At 71.8% G+C, this 17,761-nt stretch carries 16 protein-coding genes; 8 read left to right on the top strand and 8 right to left on the bottom strand.

Annotated features, from left to right (window positions below; all coding sequences use genetic code 11):
* Positions 1–178 precede the first annotated feature (178 nt).
* Positions 179–802 carry an HAD family acid phosphatase gene (locus tag RWE79_RS16265; RefSeq protein ID WP_475940793.1) on the bottom strand — a complete coding sequence of 208 codons (624 nt, stop codon included), beginning with the start codon at positions 800–802 and terminating at the stop codon, positions 179–181.
* 174 nt (positions 803–976) lie between these two features.
* Here RWE79_RS16265 and RWE79_RS16260 point away from each other — a divergent pair, with 174 nt between their 5' ends.
* A complete protein-coding gene (locus tag RWE79_RS16260; protein ID WP_475940792.1) occupies positions 977–1,561 on the top strand; it encodes a hypothetical protein in 585 nt (194 codons plus the stop codon).
* Here RWE79_RS16260 and RWE79_RS16255 read toward each other — a convergent pair.
* Positions 1,546–2,421 (bottom strand): hypothetical protein, encoded by an 876-nt coding sequence (locus RWE79_RS16255; protein ID WP_475940791.1) that lies wholly within the window; start codon positions 2,419–2,421, stop codon positions 1,546–1,548. The two genes, RWE79_RS16260 and RWE79_RS16255, sit on opposite strands and share 16 nt — an antisense overlap.
* Before the next feature lie 321 nt (positions 2,422–2,742).
* On the opposite strand from RWE79_RS16255, the gene RWE79_RS16250 reads away from it, so the two are divergent.
* Positions 2,743–3,141, top strand: coding sequence for an ATP-binding protein (locus tag RWE79_RS16250; RefSeq protein WP_475940790.1), 399 nt, complete (start codon positions 2,743–2,745; stop codon positions 3,139–3,141).
* 8 nt (positions 3,142–3,149) lie between these two features.
* On the opposite strand, the gene RWE79_RS16245 is transcribed toward RWE79_RS16250, so the two are convergent.
* The 3 genes from RWE79_RS16245 to RWE79_RS16235 all read right to left on the bottom strand — a co-directional run bounded on the left by RWE79_RS16245 (position 3,150) and on the right by RWE79_RS16235 (position 7,481).
* On the bottom strand, positions 3,150–3,971 hold the full coding sequence (locus tag RWE79_RS16245; RefSeq protein WP_475940789.1) for an SAM-dependent methyltransferase: 822 nt from the start codon (positions 3,969–3,971) through the stop codon (positions 3,150–3,152).
* 121 nt (positions 3,972–4,092) lie between these two features.
* A complete protein-coding gene (locus RWE79_RS16240) occupies positions 4,093–6,141 on the bottom strand; it encodes an MDR family MFS transporter (RefSeq protein ID WP_475940788.1) in 2,049 nt (682 codons plus the stop codon).
* On the bottom strand, positions 6,138–7,481 hold the full coding sequence (locus tag RWE79_RS16235) for a hypothetical protein (protein WP_475940787.1): 1,344 nt from the start codon (positions 7,479–7,481) through the stop codon (positions 6,138–6,140). The genes RWE79_RS16240 and RWE79_RS16235 overlap by 4 nt, the downstream gene beginning before the upstream one ends.
* A gap of 741 nt (positions 7,482–8,222) precedes the next feature.
* Between RWE79_RS16235 and RWE79_RS16230 the strand changes: the two genes are divergently transcribed.
* Complete coding sequence (locus RWE79_RS16230; RefSeq protein ID WP_475940786.1) at positions 8,223–9,728, top strand: GMC family oxidoreductase; 1,506 nt, start codon at positions 8,223–8,225, stop codon at positions 9,726–9,728.
* A 408-nt stretch (positions 9,729–10,136) separates the two neighbouring features.
* On the opposite strand, the gene RWE79_RS16225 is transcribed toward RWE79_RS16230, so the two are convergent.
* Positions 10,137–10,517 (bottom strand): winged helix-turn-helix transcriptional regulator, encoded by a 381-nt coding sequence (locus tag RWE79_RS16225; RefSeq protein WP_475940785.1) that lies wholly within the window; start codon positions 10,515–10,517, stop codon positions 10,137–10,139.
* Positions 10,518–10,593: 76 nt separating this feature from the next.
* Here RWE79_RS16225 and RWE79_RS16220 point away from each other — a divergent pair, with 76 nt between their 5' ends.
* Entirely contained in the window at positions 10,594–11,523 is a 930-nt protein-coding gene (locus RWE79_RS16220) for an NADP-dependent oxidoreductase (protein WP_475940784.1), read from the top strand.
* 121 nt (positions 11,524–11,644) lie between these two features.
* Here the strand turns inward: RWE79_RS16220 and RWE79_RS16215 are convergent, their stop codons facing one another.
* Together RWE79_RS16215 and RWE79_RS16210 are read right to left on the bottom strand one after the other, a co-directional pair.
* Entirely contained in the window at positions 11,645–12,679 is a 1,035-nt protein-coding gene (locus RWE79_RS16215) for a helix-turn-helix domain-containing protein (protein WP_475940783.1), read from the bottom strand.
* A 354-nt stretch (positions 12,680–13,033) separates the two neighbouring features.
* On the bottom strand, positions 13,034–13,747 hold the full coding sequence (locus tag RWE79_RS16210; protein WP_475945854.1) for a MerR family transcriptional regulator: 714 nt from the start codon (positions 13,745–13,747) through the stop codon (positions 13,034–13,036).
* A 208-nt stretch (positions 13,748–13,955) separates the two neighbouring features.
* Between RWE79_RS16210 and RWE79_RS16205 the strand changes: the two genes are divergently transcribed.
* The 4 genes from RWE79_RS16205 to RWE79_RS16190 all read left to right on the top strand — a co-directional run bounded on the left by RWE79_RS16205 (position 13,956) and on the right by RWE79_RS16190 (position 17,720).
* Entirely contained in the window at positions 13,956–15,479 is a 1,524-nt protein-coding gene (locus RWE79_RS16205; protein WP_475940782.1) for a flavin-containing monooxygenase, read from the top strand.
* Positions 15,476–16,459, top strand: coding sequence for an alpha/beta fold hydrolase (locus RWE79_RS16200; protein WP_475940781.1), 984 nt, complete (start codon positions 15,476–15,478; stop codon positions 16,457–16,459). The genes RWE79_RS16205 and RWE79_RS16200 overlap by 4 nt, the downstream gene beginning before the upstream one ends.
* A complete protein-coding gene (locus tag RWE79_RS16195; RefSeq protein WP_475940780.1) occupies positions 16,456–17,379 on the top strand; it encodes an SDR family oxidoreductase in 924 nt (307 codons plus the stop codon). Before RWE79_RS16200 ends, RWE79_RS16195 begins: the two co-directional genes overlap by 4 nt.
* 86 nt (positions 17,380–17,465) lie before the next feature.
* Positions 17,466–17,720 carry a hypothetical protein gene (locus RWE79_RS16190; protein ID WP_475940779.1) on the top strand — a complete coding sequence of 85 codons (255 nt, stop codon included), beginning with the start codon at positions 17,466–17,468 and terminating at the stop codon, positions 17,718–17,720.
* Positions 17,721–17,761 lie beyond the last annotated feature (41 nt).

The raw sequence follows: 17,761 nt of genomic DNA, 5'->3' as shown, positions 1-17,761 counted from the left end.
CGCAATCCACACCGAACCGGAAGGCCCTCACCCATTTCAAGATCCCCCAACCGAGATCCTGCTCACCGTCCACAACCTCCCGGGACAGAACATCTAGCGCGGCGCCGCGCTTGCGCGCTTGCGCGCTTGCGCGCTTGCGCGCTTGCGCGCTTGCGCGCTTGCGGGCGTGCTTGCCGGCCTAGTCCAGGGTGCCGTCGTAGTCGGGCAGCTTGTACGTCTTCTCGGCATGGCCGCCGGTCAGGTCGGTCGTGTTGTTGCCGACGTTGGCGATGATCGTGTAGCCGGCGGCCTCGATCTTCTCGCGCTGCGCGGTCTTGAAGGCGCCGACCTCGCCGAAGAGGTCGGTCAGCGATCGCCCGTAGAGCCCGTCCACGGTGTAGCCGACGTGCGTCAGGTTGTAGGAGCTGACCAGGTAGATGAAGTCCGGCCGCGCGGTCACGAAGAACACCTTCACGCCCAGCCGGTGCGCCTGCTGGGCCAGGGCCAGGGTGCCCGGTGTCGCCGGGGTCGGGTAGCCGCCCTTGTAGTACGACGCCAGCGAGGTGTTGTCGATGTCGAGCACGATGGCCGGTTTCTCGCCGCTCGCCTTGTGCGCGACCCGCTCGGCGACATCCGCCTGCGCGGCGTCGGTCACGGCTGCGACCTCCTGCACCCAGGTGTCGTACGACGGCGTGCTCGCCGTCGCCGTCGCGGTCGCCGTGGCCGCCATGGCGGGCACCGCCGGGAGCGCGACTCCTCCGAAACCGACGGCCGCGACCACGGCCGCAGCCGCGATACCTCGTCTCCAACGTGATGTGTTCATGAGGACACCTTGGCCCTTGCGGGTGATCGCTGACCGAACATTGATTAACTGGCCGGTAACTTTACGGAGTTCCCCCGTTCTCACCCGTCTGACCGGCGATCGATCGCGACCTCGCCGAACCGGACATAACGTCGCAAGTGCCCGGCACCCCGCCCGCGTCCACGGAGGTCCCGCATGCGACCGCGCTCGCCCCGCCCCGCCCCGACCGCCCTCATAGCCGCGGCCATAGCCATGGCCGCGCTCGGGCTCACCGCCGGGTCGGCCTCCGCCTCCGCCGCCGGCACCGGTCCGAGCGGCGGCACCTCCTTCGGCTTCTCCGTCGCCCCCGGCACCATCAGACCCGGTGGCCTGGTCAAACTCAGCTCCGACGGTTGCGGCGTCCCCTCCGTCACCGTCTCCTCCGGTGTCCTGGGCACCGTACGGCTGACCGCGGGCCACCCGCGGCTGGCCCGTGTCGACCCCCACGCGAGGCCCGGCGCACAGTACGCCGTCGCCTTCACCTGCAAGGGCGAGGAGGGCACCGCCGCCCTCACCATCGTCGGCACCCCCGCCCCGGAGCCCGCCTACGCGGCCGCCACCCCGGGTCTCACCACGGCCCCGACCGCGGCCGTCGCCGGTGGCTTCGACGGCATCTCCGGCCGCCTCGACTCCACCGAAGTCCTGGCGGGCGCCGGCCTCTTCGCCGCCACGGCCGCCGCGGCGGTGTCCTTCGTCCGCCGCCCTCGCGGCGTCGCGCGCGGCCGTCACCGCCGCTGCTGAAACCCGGACCCGAGCGCCGCCCGGACGAGCGCCGCGCCCCGCAGCGGCGGAGCGGGCGCCCCGGACGGCGCCGGGCCCAGCCCCGAGCAGGGTGTGCAGATGCCGGTACTCCGCCCGAGGGGCAGCGGGTCACGGCAGATCCCGCACTCGGCCCGGGGTGGCACGGCGGGGAGGGGAACGGGAACGGGAACGGGTGCGGGCGCGAAGCGGGCCAGGCGCAGCCGCCGGGTCAGGAAGCCCGCCGGGGAGTGGATGGGGGCGGCGGGCAGATCGGCGGTCAGGACGCCGCGGAGCCGGCGCTCGCCCACCCCGTCGCCGAGGTGTTCGGCGGCGAGGGGCGCCAGCCGGAACGCCTCGGGGAGGCTGAGCCTCAGGCGGGGTTCGTGCGTGCCCAGTCCGGCCAGGAAGGTGGCGGCCCGGCCGAACTCCGGGTGGGGGGTGTTCTCCGATTCCGTGTTCTCCCCCTTGGGGGATGCGCCGACGGCCTGCCCGGTCGGCTCACCGACCGGCGGGATCCTGTCGGCCGGGGGTGCCGAGAAGGCGGCGGCGATCTCCTCCGGGGTGCGCAACGGGACGTTGGAGACCAGCACTTGCGTCGACCACTGGCCGCTGGCCGGGTCCTGGCTGCGCTGTGTGTGGACAAAGCCCTCGGCTTCGAGCTGCCGGCGGGCGTTGCGGAGGGCGACGCGGCCCTCGGGCATCTTCGTGCCGATCGACTGGACCGTCTCCCGCGAGCCGGGAGGGAGGGACAGCGCCCACTGGAGAAGGCGCACCGCGAGGCCGTTCAGACGGGGGTGCCGGATGATGTCGTTCGGCGTCTGGGAGAAGAAACGGGTGGGCGGGATAGAGTGCTGAAGCATCTCCGGGGCCTTTCTGGGGGTCCTGGCGGTGAAGGCCCTCAGACCGGTGTTGGCGCACCACTGGGGGCCGCTTCGTCGTGCGCGAAGCGTGATTGAGTGACTACTGTATCGGTACTTTTGTGCAGGGCCGGACGGAACTCCGCTGCCCCGTGGGGGCCCAGGGTGACCACGCCGGGCGTCGGCGCGCGCCGGTCCGGGGCCGGCACAGCCGAACTCCCGCCGGGCACAGGGTGTTCACAGCGGGCTGGGGTGCCGTGCACAGACTGACGTGTGGTCAGGCCGGTGCTGGCCGCCCCGGCTCCGACCCGGGACCGTATGGGTATGCAGAAGGAGATCCCACCCGAGCGGTACACGCGGCGGCTGACCGCCGACCCGAAGGAGTTCGCGGGCGTGCGGCGGGAGGTGCGTACGCAGCTCCGGGCCTGGGGGAGCGAGGGGCTGGCCGAGGCCGCCGAGCTGTGCGTGACGGAGATACTGGCCAATGTCCACCGGCATGTGGAGTCCCCGGAGTGCGAACTCACCCTGGAACGGCTGCCGGAGGGCGGCGTGCGGGCGGCCGTCAGCGACCGTTCGCCGCTCCGGCCCGGCGTGGTGCCGCCGTGTCCGTACGCGGAGAACGGGCGCGGGATGCTGCTGGTCGGCGGCCTCGCGCACCGCTGGGGCACCGAGCTGGTGGCGGACGGCAAACGGGTGTGGGTGATTCTGCGCCTCGCGGCGTGACGCGGGCCCTACGGCTTGACGGCCAGGCCGGCGGCGATCAGGCGTTCCCAGACGGTGAGTTCGTGGGGTTGGCCGGCGGGACGCCACTCCGCGGCGGGCACGATGCCCGGGGGCAGGACGTCGAGGCCGTCGCCGAAGAGGGCGAGGATCTCCTCGTCGGTGCGCCAGCGGCCACGGCCGAGGGAGGCCTGCAGCAGCTCCTGCATATGGGCGCTGCGGGGGTCGTTCTCGCTGCGGAAGTGGCTGATGAAGACGTAACTGCCGGACGGGACGCGGTTGTACCAGAAGCGCACGAGGGCGGCCGGGTCCTCGTCGTCGTTGAGGTGGTGCAGGATCGCGCTGAGGATGATGGCGACCGGCTGGTCGAAGTCGATGAGCGCCCGGGTGTCCGGGCTGTCGTATATGGCCTTGGGGTCGCGCAGATCGGCCTGGAAGACGGTCGTGTTCTCGTTCTCGGCGAGCAGGGCGCGGCCGTGGGCGAGGACGACGGGGTCGTTGTCGACGTACACCACCTTGGCGTCGGGCGCGTGGCGCTGGGCGACCTGGTGGACGTTGTCCGAGGTGGGCAGGCCGCTGCCGAGGTCGATGAACTGCCGCACCGGGGTGTTGACCACGATCTCGCGCACGGCGCGGACCAGAACGGCGCGGTTGTCGAAGGCGATGGCCCGCGAGCCCGGCAGGTCCTTGATGAAGTGGTCCGCCAGCGCCCGGTCGACGGCGTAGTTGTCCTTGCCGCCCAGCAGGTAGTCGTAGGTGCGTGCGATGCTCGGCCTGGTCGGGTCGACCCCGGGAATCCCGGCGTCGTCGGTGCCCTGTATGCCTTCGGCCATCGCGGCTGTCCTTCCGGATCAGGGTGTGCGGCTCCGGTCACTCTATGCGATGGTCCCCACAAAGACCCATGCCGTCAGGGAAGTTGCCGACCGCAGGGGTCGGCGCCCGTGACCGGTGTGATCACACCGCCGTGCGCTCGCGGTTGGTCTGCTCCTCCTCCAGGAGCTTCGCGGCGATGTTGTTGATGGCCCGGTCGAGCAGCGCGCGGTCGGCGGGGTCCGTCACCGTCCAGTCGTCGAGGCGGGAGTCGAGCCAGCGGGCCCAGGCGGCGTGGAGGTGGTTGAGTTCGGCCTGGCCGGAGGGGGTGAGGTCGAGGTGGTCGCCGCTGGGGGAGAGGGTGGAGTAGCCGGCGGCGGCGGTGTCGGCGAAGACGGGGTGCAGGACCTCGGGGGGCATGCGGTGGGCGACGGCGATGTCGGGGAGCGAGGCGCCGCCCTGGAGCCGGGTGCGCCAGTGGATCTGGCCGAGGGCCCAGGCCTGGGCGGGGCTGAGGAGGGAGCCGGAGTCGGCGAGGATCTGGCCGGAGACGGGGGCGTCGGCCTTGGCGTGGCGCATGACGCCGGCGATGGCGCGTTCGAGCTGCTTGACGGCGTCGGGGGAGTCGGGGGCGGCGAAGCCCTCGCCCATGTCGGCGGCCCCGGCACGGGCGGAGTCGCGCAGCGGGACCTCCTTGAGGAACCAGGCGATGACGAAGCCGACGACGGCCACCGGGACGACCCACTGGAAGACGTGGTTGATGGTGTCGGCGTAGGCGTCGATGATGGGCGCCGCCTGGGCCGCGGGGAGTTGCCGGAGGGCGGCGGGGGATTCGGCGGCGGTGGCGGGGACGCCGGGTACCTGGGCCAGGGCGTGTTCCAGGTTGGGGCCGAGCCGGTTGTTGTACAGGGTGCCGAAGATGGCGGTGCCGAAGGCGCTGCCGAGGGTGCGGAAGAAGGTCACCCCGGAGGTGGCGGAGCCGAGTTCGGCGTACGAGACGGTGTTCTGGACGGCGATGGTCAGGACCTGCATGGCGAGGCCGATGCCGAGGCCGAGGACGAACATGTAGAGGGACTCCAGCCACACGCCCGACGAACGGTTCATGGTCGACATCAGGTAGAGCCCGAGGGCCATGACGGCGGTGCCCACGATGGGGAAGACCTTGTAGCGGCCGGTGCGGCTGACGACGACGCCGGACAGGATGGAGGTGCCGAGGAGGCCGGCCATCAACGGCAGGGTACGGAGGCCGGAGGCGGTGGCGGAGACCCCGTCGACGAACTGGAGGTACGTGGGCAGATACGTGATCGCGCCGAGCATCGCGAAGCCCACGATGAAGGAGAGGGCCGAGCAGACGCTGAAGACCGGGTTGCGGAACAGGTGCATCGGCAGCATCGGTTCGGCGGCCCGCAGTTCCACCAGGACGAAGGCGACCAGCAGCGCGACCGAGACGGCGAACAGGCCGATGATGACGGCCGATCCCCAGGCGTACTCGTTACCGCCCCACTCCAGGGCGAGGACGAGCCCGGAGGCCCCCAGCGCGACCAGGACGATGCCCGCGTAGTCGATCAGCGGCTTCACGGCGGCCTTGACGGAGGGGATCGTACGGGCGGCCATCGCGACCATGACGATGGCGATGGGCACGTTGACGTAGAAGCACCAGCGCCAGGTGGCGTGGTCGGTGAACAGCCCGCCCAGGGTGGGGCCGACGACGGTCGTGACGCCGAAGACGGCACCCAGCGCGCCCTGGTACTTGCCGCGTTCGCGCAGCGGGATGACGTCGGCGATCAGCGCCATCGCGGTGACCATGAGACCGCCGCCGCCGAGGCCCTGCACGGCACGGGCCACGATCAGTACGAGCATGCTGTTGGAGGCGCCCGCGATGACCGAGCCGACGATGAAGACCACGGCGCTGAGCTGGAAGACGATCTTGCGGCCGAAGAGGTCGCCGAACTTGCCGACCAGGACGGTCGAGACGGTCTCGGCGAGCAGATACGCGGTGACCACCCAGGCCATGTGCCCGGCGCCGCCGAGGTCGGCGACGATCGTCGGCAGGGCGGTGGAGACGATGGTCTGGTCCAGGGCGGCCAGCAGCATGCCCAGGACGATCGTGACGAAGACGATGTTGGTCTGGCGGCGGGTGAGGGACGGGGGCGTGGCCGGCGGGTTCGGGTTCGGCTTCGTGACTGTGGTCATGCGGGGTCGCTCCCCCCGTCGGCCGTGTGCGTCGCGTGCACGGCGGTGAACACGGACAGGGCCGCGAAAGCGGCGCACACCAGCAGGGCGCAGGCGGTGGCACGGCCCAGGGCGGTGGGGTCCGGGGCGAGGATCGTGGTGGTGACCGCGACGGCGACCGCGATCCCGGCCGCCGCCCCGAGCCGGCCGGCGGCCGGATGCGGGTCCCCGGCCGGTACGCCCAGGGCCAGCCCGGCGCCGGTCAGGGCCGTGCCGATCAGGACCAGCGGGTAGTACGCGGCCGGGCCGAGCCCGGTCAGGGCGGTGAGCACCAGGCCGAGCGCGGCCAGGGCGGCGCCGGCCATGGGCGGCACGGCGGCCGGGAAGCGGGCGGCGCGGGCCGCGTACGCGCCGGCGGCGAGCGGGAGGCCGAACAGGGCGGCGGTGAGCGCGGGGAGGCCGTGTCCGTCGCGCGGGGCCTGGAGATAGCCGAGCAGTACATAGAGCGCGGCGACGACCGCGAAGTGCAGCAGGAAGACGGCGGCGGGGCGGGGCGAGAGGTCCAGCTGGGGGTCCTCGGCGTGCTCGCGCTCCCAGCGGGCGAACAGGGCGAGCGCGAAGACGGCGACCGCGATCAGCACGAGGGTGCGGGCGGAACCCCAGTGCCAGGCACTGCCCTGGGTCAGGACGGCGTAGGCGGCGAGCAGACCCGGGACGAGCAGGACCAGGGGCGTGTAGTGCTCGTTGCGTATGGCCCGCCCGTCCGGTGGGGTCCCGGACGCCGGGTCCAGGGTGATCGCGGCGAGCGCCGCCACCGCGACCGGCAGCGACAGCCAGAACACCCACTGCCAGCCCAGCGCCGAGGTCAGCAGCCCGCCCAGCAGTACGGCCGCCGGGGCGGCGACGGCCCAGATCGTGAACAGCGCGGGCAGCGCGGGCAGCGCGGGCGCGGGCAGGCCCGGCAGGCCCGCCAGCGCGGGCAGGCCCGGCAGCGCCGCGTACGGGAGCACCATCGCCCCCGACACGCCCTGCAGCGCCCGCCCGGCCAGCAGCGTCGCCCCGTCCGGGGCGACGGCGGCCAGCAGGGCGCCCACGACGAACACCCCCAGGCCGGCCTGCGCCAGCCGCAGCGGCCCGGCCGGGCCGAGCTGGGCGGCGGCCTTCCTGGCCGGCCAGACCAGCATTCCGCAGCAGAGGGCGGCCAGGCCCACCGCGTTGCCGGCGGTCTGCCGGGACAGGCCCAGGCCGAGTGCCGCCGCCGGCGCGGCGGTGATCAGGGCCGCGGCGAACAGCCAGTACGTGCTCCGGGCCAGGTGGATCCCGTAGACACCGTACGGAGGGCGGGACGGCAGGTCGGCCATGCGTCCACCCTCACCCCCACGGGCGCGCCCCGCCCGCCCGCACGTCCGTCCGGATGAGGCTCTGGAAGAGCCGGCCCAGGTTGACGCGGTGGCAGGGCAAGAACTTGGCCGGCGCGTACGAGCAGTCTGCCGCGGTGCTGTGCGACGCCGGCGCTCTCGCCACCCTGCCCGCGTTGTCCTGTGGCGCTCAGGTTCCGAACGGACGTCGCGGTGGTTCAAGTGCGTGCTGTGTCGGTTTTCCTAAGCTTCGACGGCAGAGGGAACACCCGGGCTGTTCCTGGACGGGTACACACCAAAGACGAGAAACTCGTGAACCAAGAGAATTCCGGCCGCGTGGCCGTCATCGCAGGCACCGGCGCCGAGATGGACATCCCCAACGGGGTGATCGGCAGTGTGCGGATCGGGCGTCCCCAGGCCCGCCGGATCAAGGTGATCGCTCACCACCGGGTCACCTCGGTGTCCGTCAGCACCAGCAACGCCCACACCAGCAGGGGCGCGTGGCGGGCCTCCAGTCGGACAACCGTGCTCCACCGGAGCCCGCTCGCTGCTGATCAGCCGGTTCCACGCCTCCTGCGCGCCGAGCCCGGACGCGGCTGGGCGACCCGCAGGGCTGACGCGAAGACAACCATCCCAACTTCAGGCCCTTTTAGTACATAAGCATAATCAGCTCCTTGATCGTCGAGGAGCTGATTATCTGAAATCCGGTGGTCGGACAAGGCTGCCGTGGAAAGCGGAGACATGATGGGCAAGAGTCCTTATGACTATGTCGTGGTGGGAGCGGGGACAGCGGGATGCGTGATTGCCTCCCGGCTTTCGGAACGCCCCGGCGTGCGGGTGCTGCTGCTGGAGGCGGGAGCCCGGGACGCGACCGAGACGATGGCAGCTCCCTGGGGCTTCCTGGGGTTCGACCCGTCATCCCTCTGGCTGGGCGCCTCGACCGTGCAGGCCGGTACAGGCAGGGCCGCTGACGTGCTGCGCGGCAAGGCGCTCGGAGGATCGTCGAGCATCAACGGCCTCTACCACCTGCGGGGGCACCGCTCCGGTTACGACGAATGGCCCGGCCTCGGTGCTGCGGGCTGGGGTTTCGACGATCTGCTGCCCTATTTCCGCCGCAGCGAGAGCACTCGCAGCCGTGATGCCTCCGTGCGGGGCACGGACGGCCCGGTCGTGGTGGCCCCGGTCCCGGAACCCCATCCCCTGGCCACGGCGGGTGTCGACGCCGCGGTGGAGGCCGGGTTCGCACGCGCCGATGACATCGGCAGCGGGCTGGAGACCGGGTTCGGGTGGAGTGACATGAATCTGCCCGGCGGCGCCCGCCAGAGCGCGGCCGACGCCTACATCCGTCCGTTCCTCGACCGGCCGAACCTGGACGTCGTCACGGACGCGACCGTGCAGCGGCTGCGCACCACCGCGGGCCGCTGCACCGGCGTCGAGTACACCATCGGTGGGGAGCACCTGTCCGTCGACAGCGCCGAGGTGGTACTGACCGCGGGAGCCATCGGTTCCGCACACCTCCTGATGCTGTCGGGGATCGGCCCGGCACAACACCTTGAGGAACACGGCATCGACGTCGTCGCCGACCTGCCGGGAGTCGGCTCCCATCTGCAGGACCATCCGATGGCGGGCGTGGTGTACGAGGCCATCCAGCCCGTACCGTTCGTTCCTGCCAACCCGCCGGCCGAAATGATGGGCCTGCTGTACAGCGACCCCGACGCGGCCCGGCCGGACCTTCAGGTCTACATCGTCGCGGCACCGCTCCCGTCGGCATGGGGCCAGCCGCCGGCCAACGGCTACTCCATCGCCTTCTCCGCGATGGCTCCGCACAGCAGTGGCACCGTGCGCCTGGCGGACGCCGATCCCGGGAGCGCTCCCGTCGTCGACCCCGGCTACCTGAGCGACGACCGTGACCTGGAGGTCATGCGCAAGGGCCTGGCCCTGGCACGCCGCATCGGGGAGGCCGACGCGTTCGCCGACTGGCGCAAGCAGGAAGCGGTGCCGGGCTCCGGGACAAGCGGCGAATCCGTGGACGAGTTCATCCGCAAGGCCACCGGCCCCTACTTCCACTTCACCGGCACCTGCCGCATGGGAACCGACGCCGATGCCGTCGTCGACCCCGCGAACCTTCGCGTGCACGGAATAGCCGGACTGCGGGTCGCGGATGCCTCGGTGATGCCGTCCATCCCCTCGGCCAACACCAACGCGACCGTCTACGCCATCGCCGAACGGGCCGCCGAACTGATCGACTGAGCCTTCGGCAGCGCCCACGGCGCTTCCACAACGCGCTCATCCCCGACGCCCGGACCGCCGGCAGCTGGTCGAAGTCTTCGACCAGCTGCCGGCATCCTGAAGTCGCAGGTCACGGGTCTGGTGTGGATGGCGAGTCGGGTACTCGTGCCGGTCGGCGGCCGATGACCACGGCGTAGATCATCGGGCAGGTCCGGCTCCGGCGGGATGCCGGGTTCGGCTGCGCCCGCGACCGGCCCCCGCCTACGATCCGTCAGCAGGTCGGCCCGCCGTGAGAACGCGGAAGGGCGCGCCAGGAGCCACCACCCCGATGTGGCAGAGCGTCCAACGCGTCGAGAGCCTGCGGACCGAGCATGGCCGGGCCGATACCGGGTAGCGACCGAGAAAACACTCAGTGCCCTGGCGGGGGCCTCAGTCGTTATGGGCGACCGGCTCGGGATCGGCGTCGAGCGCATCGAGCACTGCGTCGCCGTTCGCCCTCGCCCACTCGGTCAGCATGTGGATCGGATCGATCAGCGTCGCCCCGAGCGGGGTGAGTTCGTACTCGACGCGGGGCGGCACCTCGGCGTAGGCGTGGCGGCGGATGAGTCCGTGCGCCTGGAGCCGTCGGAGCGTCTGGGTGAGCATCTTGCGGGAGATGCCGCCGATCAGCTCGATCAGCTCGCCATGGCGCACCGGGCCCTTGCTGAGGCCGTAGAGCACGACCGCCGTCCACTTGTCGGCGATGAGCTCGACGGCCAGACGCGCCGGACAGTCGGCGAGGAAGGGATCACCGGGACCGAAACCGCTCATGGCGCCAAAGGTACCTGCTGGTTCCTATCGGAAACCTAGCCTGGGTTCTCTCCCCCCTTCCAAAGCCAGGAGAGTCATGCGAGTCATCACCCAGCAGTCGCTCGGCGGTCCCGAGGTGCTCACCGTCGTGGACGCGCCCGAGCCCCGGCCCCTCCCGACCGAGGTTCTCGTCCGCGTCAAGGCGATCGGGCTGAACCCGCTGGATGCGCGCCTGCGCGCCGGTGAGTTCCCGCTGATCGGCCGGCCGCCGTTCATCCTCGGCTGGGACATCAGCGGCGTGGTCGAGGAGGCGTCGCAGACGTGGCGGTTCAGCCCCGGCGACGAGGTGTTCGGGATGCCGCTGTTCCCGCGGGCGGCGAACGCGTACGCCGAGGTCGTGTCGGCGCCGGCGTTGCACCTGGTACGCAAGCCGGTGTCGCTCTCGCACGTCGAGGCGTCGGCACTGCCGGTCGTGGGGCTGACGGCGTGGCAGGGCCTCGTCGACCTCGGCGGCGTGACCGAGGGCGACCGCGTCCTGGTCCACGGCGGTGGTGGCGGGGTCGGCCACGTCGCGATCCAGATCGCGAAAGCGCTCGGCGCGCACGTGATCGCGACCGCCGGCGGGAGCAAGCGGAAGTTCGTCGAGGGGTTCGGCGCCGACGAGGTGATCGACTACACGGCGGTCGACTTCACCGAGGCGGTCCGCGACATCGACGTCGTGCTCGACACGATCGGCGGCGACACCGTCGAGCGGTCGCTCGAAGTGCTCCGGCCAGGCGGTCACCTGGTGACGGCGGTCGCCGAGGAGGATTCGAAGCTCATCGCCAAGTACGAGGCGGCCGGCATGCGGTTCAGCGGCATCGCGGTCGACCCCGATCCGGTCGCCCTGCGAGGTCTCGTCGAACTCGTCGAACAGGGCAAGCTCCGGGTCCACGTGCAGGAGACGTTCCCGTTCGAGCGCGTCGCGGACGCGCACCGGCTGCTCGACGGCGGTCACCTCCAGGGCAATCTCGTCCTCACCGTCTGATCCCGTCGTGGGGCCTCGCGTGAGCGAGACCCCAATGAGACCCCGCGCCCTCGTCGACAGCATCCCGCCGCGGTCAAACGCCGCGTAGGCGGCATCCGCTGGACTGCGGTCGTACCCCTGGTCACGCGCTTTCGGCCGGCCCCTGGCCCGGCGGGTGGCGGTTCGGCGAGAGCGAGGCTGCTCCGGTCGAGCGGGCGTACGCGGTGGGAGTCTGACCGTAGTGCTTCTTGAAGGTCCGGGTGAAGTGGCTGCTGTCCGCGAACTGCCAGTGTGCGGCGAGTTCCGAGATGCTCAGGCGACCTGACGGCGCGGTGAGGGCGAGCCGGGCCTCTTGCAGTCGCCGGTGGCGGATGTAGGTGGTCACCTGCTCTCCCACCGCGGCGAATGCCCGGTGCAGGGTACGGACGGAGACGTTGAGCTCACGCGCGAGCATCGCAGGAGAAAGTTCGGGATCAGCGAGCCTGCGGTTCGCGAGGTCCTTGGCCGCCTGGGTGAGCGCGGGAGCCAGCCGGGGTTCCACGTCGTCGAACCGGCCCTTCGCCACCGCCTTGGCCAGCTCGATCAGGGCGCCGTGGGTGGCTTCCACACCGGCCGGGCCGAGGTCGGCCACGGTTAAGTGGATCATGTCCGTGAGGGCCGTCAGCAGGCGTATCTCGGCCGAGTCCGCCGACCCTGTGAGGGTCCGGTTCCCGAGCAGGGGTTTGAGCTCCGCGGAGGGCAGGACGAAGAACTGCGCCGTGAGGTGCGCCGTCGTCTCGAAGGCCGACTGGCGCCCGGCGTGCCGGAGGAGGAACTGCCCGGCCGATACGGTCTGTTCGCCGCGATCGGGCGGGCCGCCCAAAGTCCATGCGCCGCGCCGCACCACGTACATTTCCACCAGATCCTGATCGCCGCCCGGGGCGTCCGTGGTCCGGGTGGCCGAAGCGGCGTGAAGATCGGCGATCGCCGTGCCGTGCACCTTGGCCACGCGGCCCTTGACCCGGAAGTCACCGATCGTGTCCGGGCTGAAGGCCGGCAGTTGGAAGACATCGTCGCCGATCTGCGCCTCCCACCCGCTCCGGAAGGCGTCGAGTCCCCGCGGTGCGGCGCCCGGGGCGGTCGAGTCCACCGAGAACCCCCCGCGCGCGCCGTCGGCCTGCGCTCCAGTAGTGTTCATCACTCTCCGATCCCCTCATATTCATTGCTTCGACGCCATCCTGTGGTGCTCGTGTTCGGTACGGACGTCGCCGTGGTCCATGTGGGCGCTGTGCCAATCTTCCTACAGGCGGCCCGCAGGGCAGTGGCCGAGGCGCAGGGCTGACGTGTTCTCAGTCGGCGGGATGAACTGATCGCCTGCGTACGCTTGGTGGAGGTGCTCCAGCAGCCGGACGGCGTCGTTGCCGGTGGTGTTGGTCCTGGTCTCGGGCCGGGGGGTTCTTGCCCAGGCGGACCGGACGGCCGTATCGGTGTCCCCGGTCCCCGGCGCGAGATCGCTGCCGCACCAGGAACCAAGATCACCGGCAGGGTCAGGTCAAGCGCCGGGCTCGCGCAGCGCCTTGTCGAGTTCGTGGCGCATACGGCGGTCCATGGCGAGCGCCAGTTCCGCTTCGACGATGTTCTTCACCAGCGGGCGGAGCCGGGCTATGGCGTCGGTCAGGGCCGTGGGGTCGCCGGCCTGGAGGCCCGCCTCGGCCTCGGGGAAGCTGCGGATGTGGGTGCGGGCCAGCTCGACGAACAGGTCGGCCAGGGAGTCGAGCCGGCCGCGCATGTCGCGGCCGGCGGCCAGTACGTCGGCGAGCGGGATGCCCTCCTCGACGAGGGCGGAGGACGCTTCGAGGAGGCGGCGGCTGACATGGACCACGTCGTCGCCGTCGACCGCGATGTAGCCGATCTCCAGGGCGGTGGCGAGGTTGTCGGCGGTGGCCTGGCCGGCGAAGTAGTCGGCGAGGGACTCGGGGGGCAGCCGGACGGGGTTCTCCTCGGACCAGGGGGTGGCCAGGACGGCGTCCAGCCCCAGCACCTCGGCGACGTCGCGGCCGCTCTCGGCGGCGGCCAGCAGTTCGGCGATGCCGCCGAGGGTGTGCCCGCGGTCGAGCAGGCCGGTGATGGTGCGGAGGCGGGCGAGGTGGTGCTCGTTGTACCAGGCGATGCGGCCCTCCCGGCGGGGCGGCGGCAGGAGCTTGCGCTCGCGGTAGAAGCGGACCGTGCGGACGGGTACGCCGGCGGCCCGGGCCAGCTCGTCCATGCGGTATTCGCCTGCCGGCGGCTGCCGCGTTCCGTCGTTGTGCGTTCCGTCGTTGTCGTCCTTCGCCACGCCTGCAGCCTACGTGGGCCGTGCGATCACCAGGACGAGGACGGGTACAGCCCTCTACCGCTGGTAACGGGATTGGCCTACCCTCCAACCATGCCAGTGATTGCTGGCGCGATCGTTGGGGTGTTGGGACGGAGGCGGGATGGCTGAGCGCAGCGGCGGCACGCATGTGCGGGTGGCGGTGATCGGTTCGGGCTTCGGAGGGCTCGGGGCGGCGGTACGCCTGCGGCGTGAGGGCGTGACGGACTTCGTCGTGCTGGAGCGGGCGGAGTCCGTCGGGGGGACGTGGCGGGACAACAGCTATCCCGGCTGCGCCTGTGACGTGCCGTCACATCTGTACTCCTTCTCCTTCGCGCCGAACGCCGAGTGGCCGCGCGCCTTCTCGGGCCAGCCGCACATCCGCGAGTACCTGGAGCGGGTCACCGACACCTTCGGGCTGCGGCCGCACATCCGCTTCGGCTCCGAACTCCTCGAAGCCCGCTGGGACAACGAGGCACGGCACTGGCGGCTGCGTACGACGAAGGGCGAGCTGACCGCCGACCTCGTCGTCTCCGCCACCGGCCCGCTGTCGGACCCGAAACTGCCCGACGCGCCGGGCCTGGACGGCTTCCCCGGTGCCGTCTTCCACTCCTCCCGCTGGGACCACGACTACGACCTCGCCGGCAAGCGGGTCGCGGTCGTCGGCACCGGGGCTTCGGCGATCCAGATCGTCCCGGCGATCCAGCCCCGGGTGAAGTCGCTGACCGTTGTGCAGCGCACCCCGCCCTGGGTGATGCCGCGTATGGACCGGGGCATCAACCGGGCCGAGCAGTGGCTGCACCGGCAGATCCCGGCGACCGCCAGGGCGCGGCGCGGACTGCTCTGGCTCGTGCGGGAGTTCCAGGTCGGGGCGTTCGTCAAGCGGCCGAAGCTGATGAAGGCGGTGGAGCAGCTCGCGAAGAACAACATCCGCCGGGCCGTCAAGGACCCGGAGCTGCGGGCGAAGCTCACCCCCGACTACACCATCGGGTGCAAGCGGATCCTGCTGTCCAACAGCTACTATCCGGCGCTCGTCCGGCCCAACACCGAACTGGTCGCCTCCGGCCTCAAGGAGGTGCGCGGCTCGACCCTGGTGATGGCCGACGGCACCGAACGCGAGGTCGACGCGATCGTCTTCGGCACCGGCTTCCATGTGACGGACATGCCGATCGGCGACCGCGTCGTGGGCGCCGACGGGCTCACCCTGGCCGAGCACTGGAAGGACGGCATGGCCGCGCTGCGTGGCTGCACGGTCGACGGCTTCCCCAATCTGCTGCTGATCATCGGCCCCAACACCGGGCTGGGCAACAGCTCGATGATCCTGATGATCGAGTCCTCGCTGAACTACGTCTCCGCGTATCTGCGGGCCCTGGGCGAGACGGGCGCGGCGGCCCTGGACGCCAGGCCCGGGGCGGTGCGGTCCTGGAACACCGAGATGCGGCGCCGGATGGCGCGGACGGTGTGGACGACCGGCGGCTGCAAGAGCTGGTATCTGGACTCCGAGGGCCGCAACACCACCGCCTGGCCCGGCACGACGGCCCAATTCCGGCGTGCGACCCGGCGGTTGAAACTGGAGGAGTACGCGGTGCTGCGCAAGGAACCCACGACCGCCGGCACTTCGGCGACCCCGGTGGAGGTGGCCTCATGACCGCCACCACGACCGCCGGCGAGTACGACCTTCCCGAGGCCCGCCGTACCGGCTCGGTACGTTCGGCGGACGGCACCCGGATCCATGTGGAGGAGTACGGCCCGCACGGCGCGCCGGCCGTGGTGCTCATCCACGGCTGGACCTGCGGGACGCTCTTCTGGGCCCCGGTGATCCGCCGGCTGGCCGGGGACTTCCGGGTGGTGGCCTACGACCAGCGCGGGCACGGCGGCAGCGACACCCCCGGCAAGGGCGGATACAGCACCGAGGCGCTGGCCGACGACCTGGCGGCGGTGCTCGACGCCTTCCTGGCCGCGGACGAACGCGCCGTGCTGGTGGGGCACTCCATGGGCGGTATGACGGTGATGGCGGCCGGCGACCGGCCCGGCGTACAGGCCCGGACGGCGGCCGTGCTGCTGGTCAGTACCGGCAGCGGGAGGCTGCTCGCCGAGACGGCCGTACTGCCGCCCGGGGTGCGGTCGGCGCGGCTGCGCCGGGCCTTCCACCGGTTCCTGCTGATCTCGACGGCCCCGCTGGGGCCGCGGACCGCGCTGACCCGGGCCGCCCTGAAGTACGGCGTGATGGCGCCCGGATCCACCAGGGAGCAGGTCGCCGCGACCGCGCGGGTCGTGCACGCCTGCGGGCGCCGGCCACGGGCCGCCTGGGGCCGGGTGCTGGCCGAGCTGAACCTCGACGCCGGTATCGCGGCCATCCAGGCGCCCACCGCCGTCCTGGTCGGCGGCGCCGACAAGCTCACCCCGCCCGTCCACTCCCACGCCATGGTGGCCCGGCTGGCCAACTGCGTCGGGCTGACCGAACTTCCGGGCCTGGGCCACATGACCCCCGTCGAGGACCCGGCCGCCGTCGCCGGCGCCGTCCGCGCCCTGGTCCGGGACCACCTGGCGTCCGCCGGAACCGGGACCGGAGCGGAAGCAGGAGCAGGAGCAGGAGCAGGAGCAGAAGCAGAGGAGACCACGGCATGAGCCGTACGTCGTTGCGGGGCCAGGTCGTCGTGGTGACCGGCGCGGCCCGTGGTGTCGGCGAGCTGCTGGCGCGCAAACTCGCGGCCCGGGGCGCCCGGCTGGCCCTCGTCGGGCTGGAGCCGGACGAGCTGAAGGCGGTGGCCGAGGGCCTCGGGCCGGAGGCGGCGTACTGGACGGCCGATGTCACCGACCACGAGGCGATGGCGGGCGTGGCCCGCGAGGTCGTCGAGCGCTTCGGGGCGGTGGACGTGGTCGTCGCCAACGCCGGAGTCGCCACCGGCGGCCCCTTCCTGGAGGTCGACGCCCGGGACTTCGAACGGGTCGTGCAGGTCAACCTGCTGGGCAGTGTCACCACCGCCCGTGCCTTCCTGCCCGCGCTGCTGGAGTCGAAGGGCTATCTGCTGCAGATCGCCTCGCTGGCCGCGATCGCCCCGGCGCCCATGATGTCGGCGTACTGCGCGAGCAAGGCCGGCGTCGAGAGCTTCGCCCACTGCCTGCGGGCCGAGGTCGGGCACAAGGGCGTCAAGGTCGGTGTCGGCTACCTCAGTTGGACCGACACCGACATGGTGCGAGGCGCCGACGAGGACGACGTCATGCGGGAGGCGCGGCGGCGGCTGCCGTGGCCCGCGAACCGTACGTATCCGCTGGACCCGGCCGTCGAACGGATCGCCGCCGGTGTGGAGCGGCGGTCGGCGCACGTCTACGCCCAGAGGTGGCTGCGCGGCATGCAGTCCGTGCGGGGATATCTGCCCGGGATCATCGGCGGCGCGCTCGGGCAGCGGGAGGTCCGGCGGCTGGAGCGGAGGGTGGCCGTCGCGGGCGGCGTACGGCGCGGACTGGTCGGACGGGGCGGTGAGGCGGACGAGCGCAGTCGCGCCGGCGGTAGCGGCGGCGGAGACAGCGCCTCCGTAAGCCGCTGAGCTGCGTGTAGTCGCAGAAAGTGCGCGCGCGGCCACGCCGTGTCACTCTGGTCGGGGCCCATCCCGCACATCCCAAAGGAGTGATCATGGGCAAGAACGACCCGATGAAGGGCAACGCCGGCGACCACGCCAAGAAGGCGCAGCAGAGGCGTGGCGTGCAGGACCCGCTGAGCGACCTCGACGACATGGACATGGACCAGGGCGTCATGCCGCAGGACCCGCAGCGGCCGCAGGACCCGCAGCGCTCCGGTCGGCCGTCCGAGCAGCAGCGCGGGCGTAAGTCGTCGCAGAAGGACATGCCCGACGAGGGCGTGTCCGGCGAGGACCGCTGGGACAGCTGAGCCGTCAGGCTGACGAAGGGGCGCGCCCGACGGGGCGCGCC

It is taken from the genome of Streptomyces sp. RLA131, assembly GCF_056270125.1.
The sequence above is the reverse complement of the archived record's forward strand: the minus strand, read 5'-3'. Positions and strand labels throughout refer to the sequence as shown.

Coding starts and splice junctions, on each gene's coding strand:
- RWE79_RS16265 (WP_475940793.1), bottom strand. CDS start 802: ATGAACACATCACGTTGGAGACGAGGTATCGCGGCTGCGGCCGTGGTC.
- RWE79_RS16260 (WP_475940792.1), top strand. CDS start 977: ATGCGACCGCGCTCGCCCCGCCCCGCCCCGACCGCCCTCATAGCCGCG.
- RWE79_RS16255 (WP_475940791.1), bottom strand. CDS start 2,421: ATGCTTCAGCACTCTATCCCGCCCACCCGTTTCTTCTCCCAGACGCCG.
- RWE79_RS16250 (WP_475940790.1), top strand. CDS start 2,743: ATGCAGAAGGAGATCCCACCCGAGCGGTACACGCGGCGGCTGACCGCC.
- RWE79_RS16245 (WP_475940789.1), bottom strand. CDS start 3,971: ATGGCCGAAGGCATACAGGGCACCGACGACGCCGGGATTCCCGGGGTC.
- RWE79_RS16240 (WP_475940788.1), bottom strand. CDS start 6,141: ATGACCACAGTCACGAAGCCGAACCCGAACCCGCCGGCCACGCCCCCG.
- RWE79_RS16235 (WP_475940787.1), bottom strand. CDS start 7,481: ATGGCCGACCTGCCGTCCCGCCCTCCGTACGGTGTCTACGGGATCCAC.
- RWE79_RS16230 (WP_475940786.1), top strand. CDS start 8,223: ATGGGCAAGAGTCCTTATGACTATGTCGTGGTGGGAGCGGGGACAGCG.
- RWE79_RS16225 (WP_475940785.1), bottom strand. CDS start 10,517: ATGAGCGGTTTCGGTCCCGGTGATCCCTTCCTCGCCGACTGTCCGGCG.
- RWE79_RS16220 (WP_475940784.1), top strand. CDS start 10,594: ATGCGAGTCATCACCCAGCAGTCGCTCGGCGGTCCCGAGGTGCTCACC.
- RWE79_RS16215 (WP_475940783.1), bottom strand. CDS start 12,679: ATGAACACTACTGGAGCGCAGGCCGACGGCGCGCGCGGGGGGTTCTCG.
- RWE79_RS16210 (WP_475945854.1), bottom strand. CDS start 13,747: ATGGACGAGCTGGCCCGGGCCGCCGGCGTACCCGTCCGCACGGTCCGC.
- RWE79_RS16205 (WP_475940782.1), top strand. CDS start 13,956: ATGGCTGAGCGCAGCGGCGGCACGCATGTGCGGGTGGCGGTGATCGGT.
- RWE79_RS16200 (WP_475940781.1), top strand. CDS start 15,476: ATGACCGCCACCACGACCGCCGGCGAGTACGACCTTCCCGAGGCCCGC.
- RWE79_RS16195 (WP_475940780.1), top strand. CDS start 16,456: ATGAGCCGTACGTCGTTGCGGGGCCAGGTCGTCGTGGTGACCGGCGCG.
- RWE79_RS16190 (WP_475940779.1), top strand. CDS start 17,466: ATGGGCAAGAACGACCCGATGAAGGGCAACGCCGGCGACCACGCCAAG.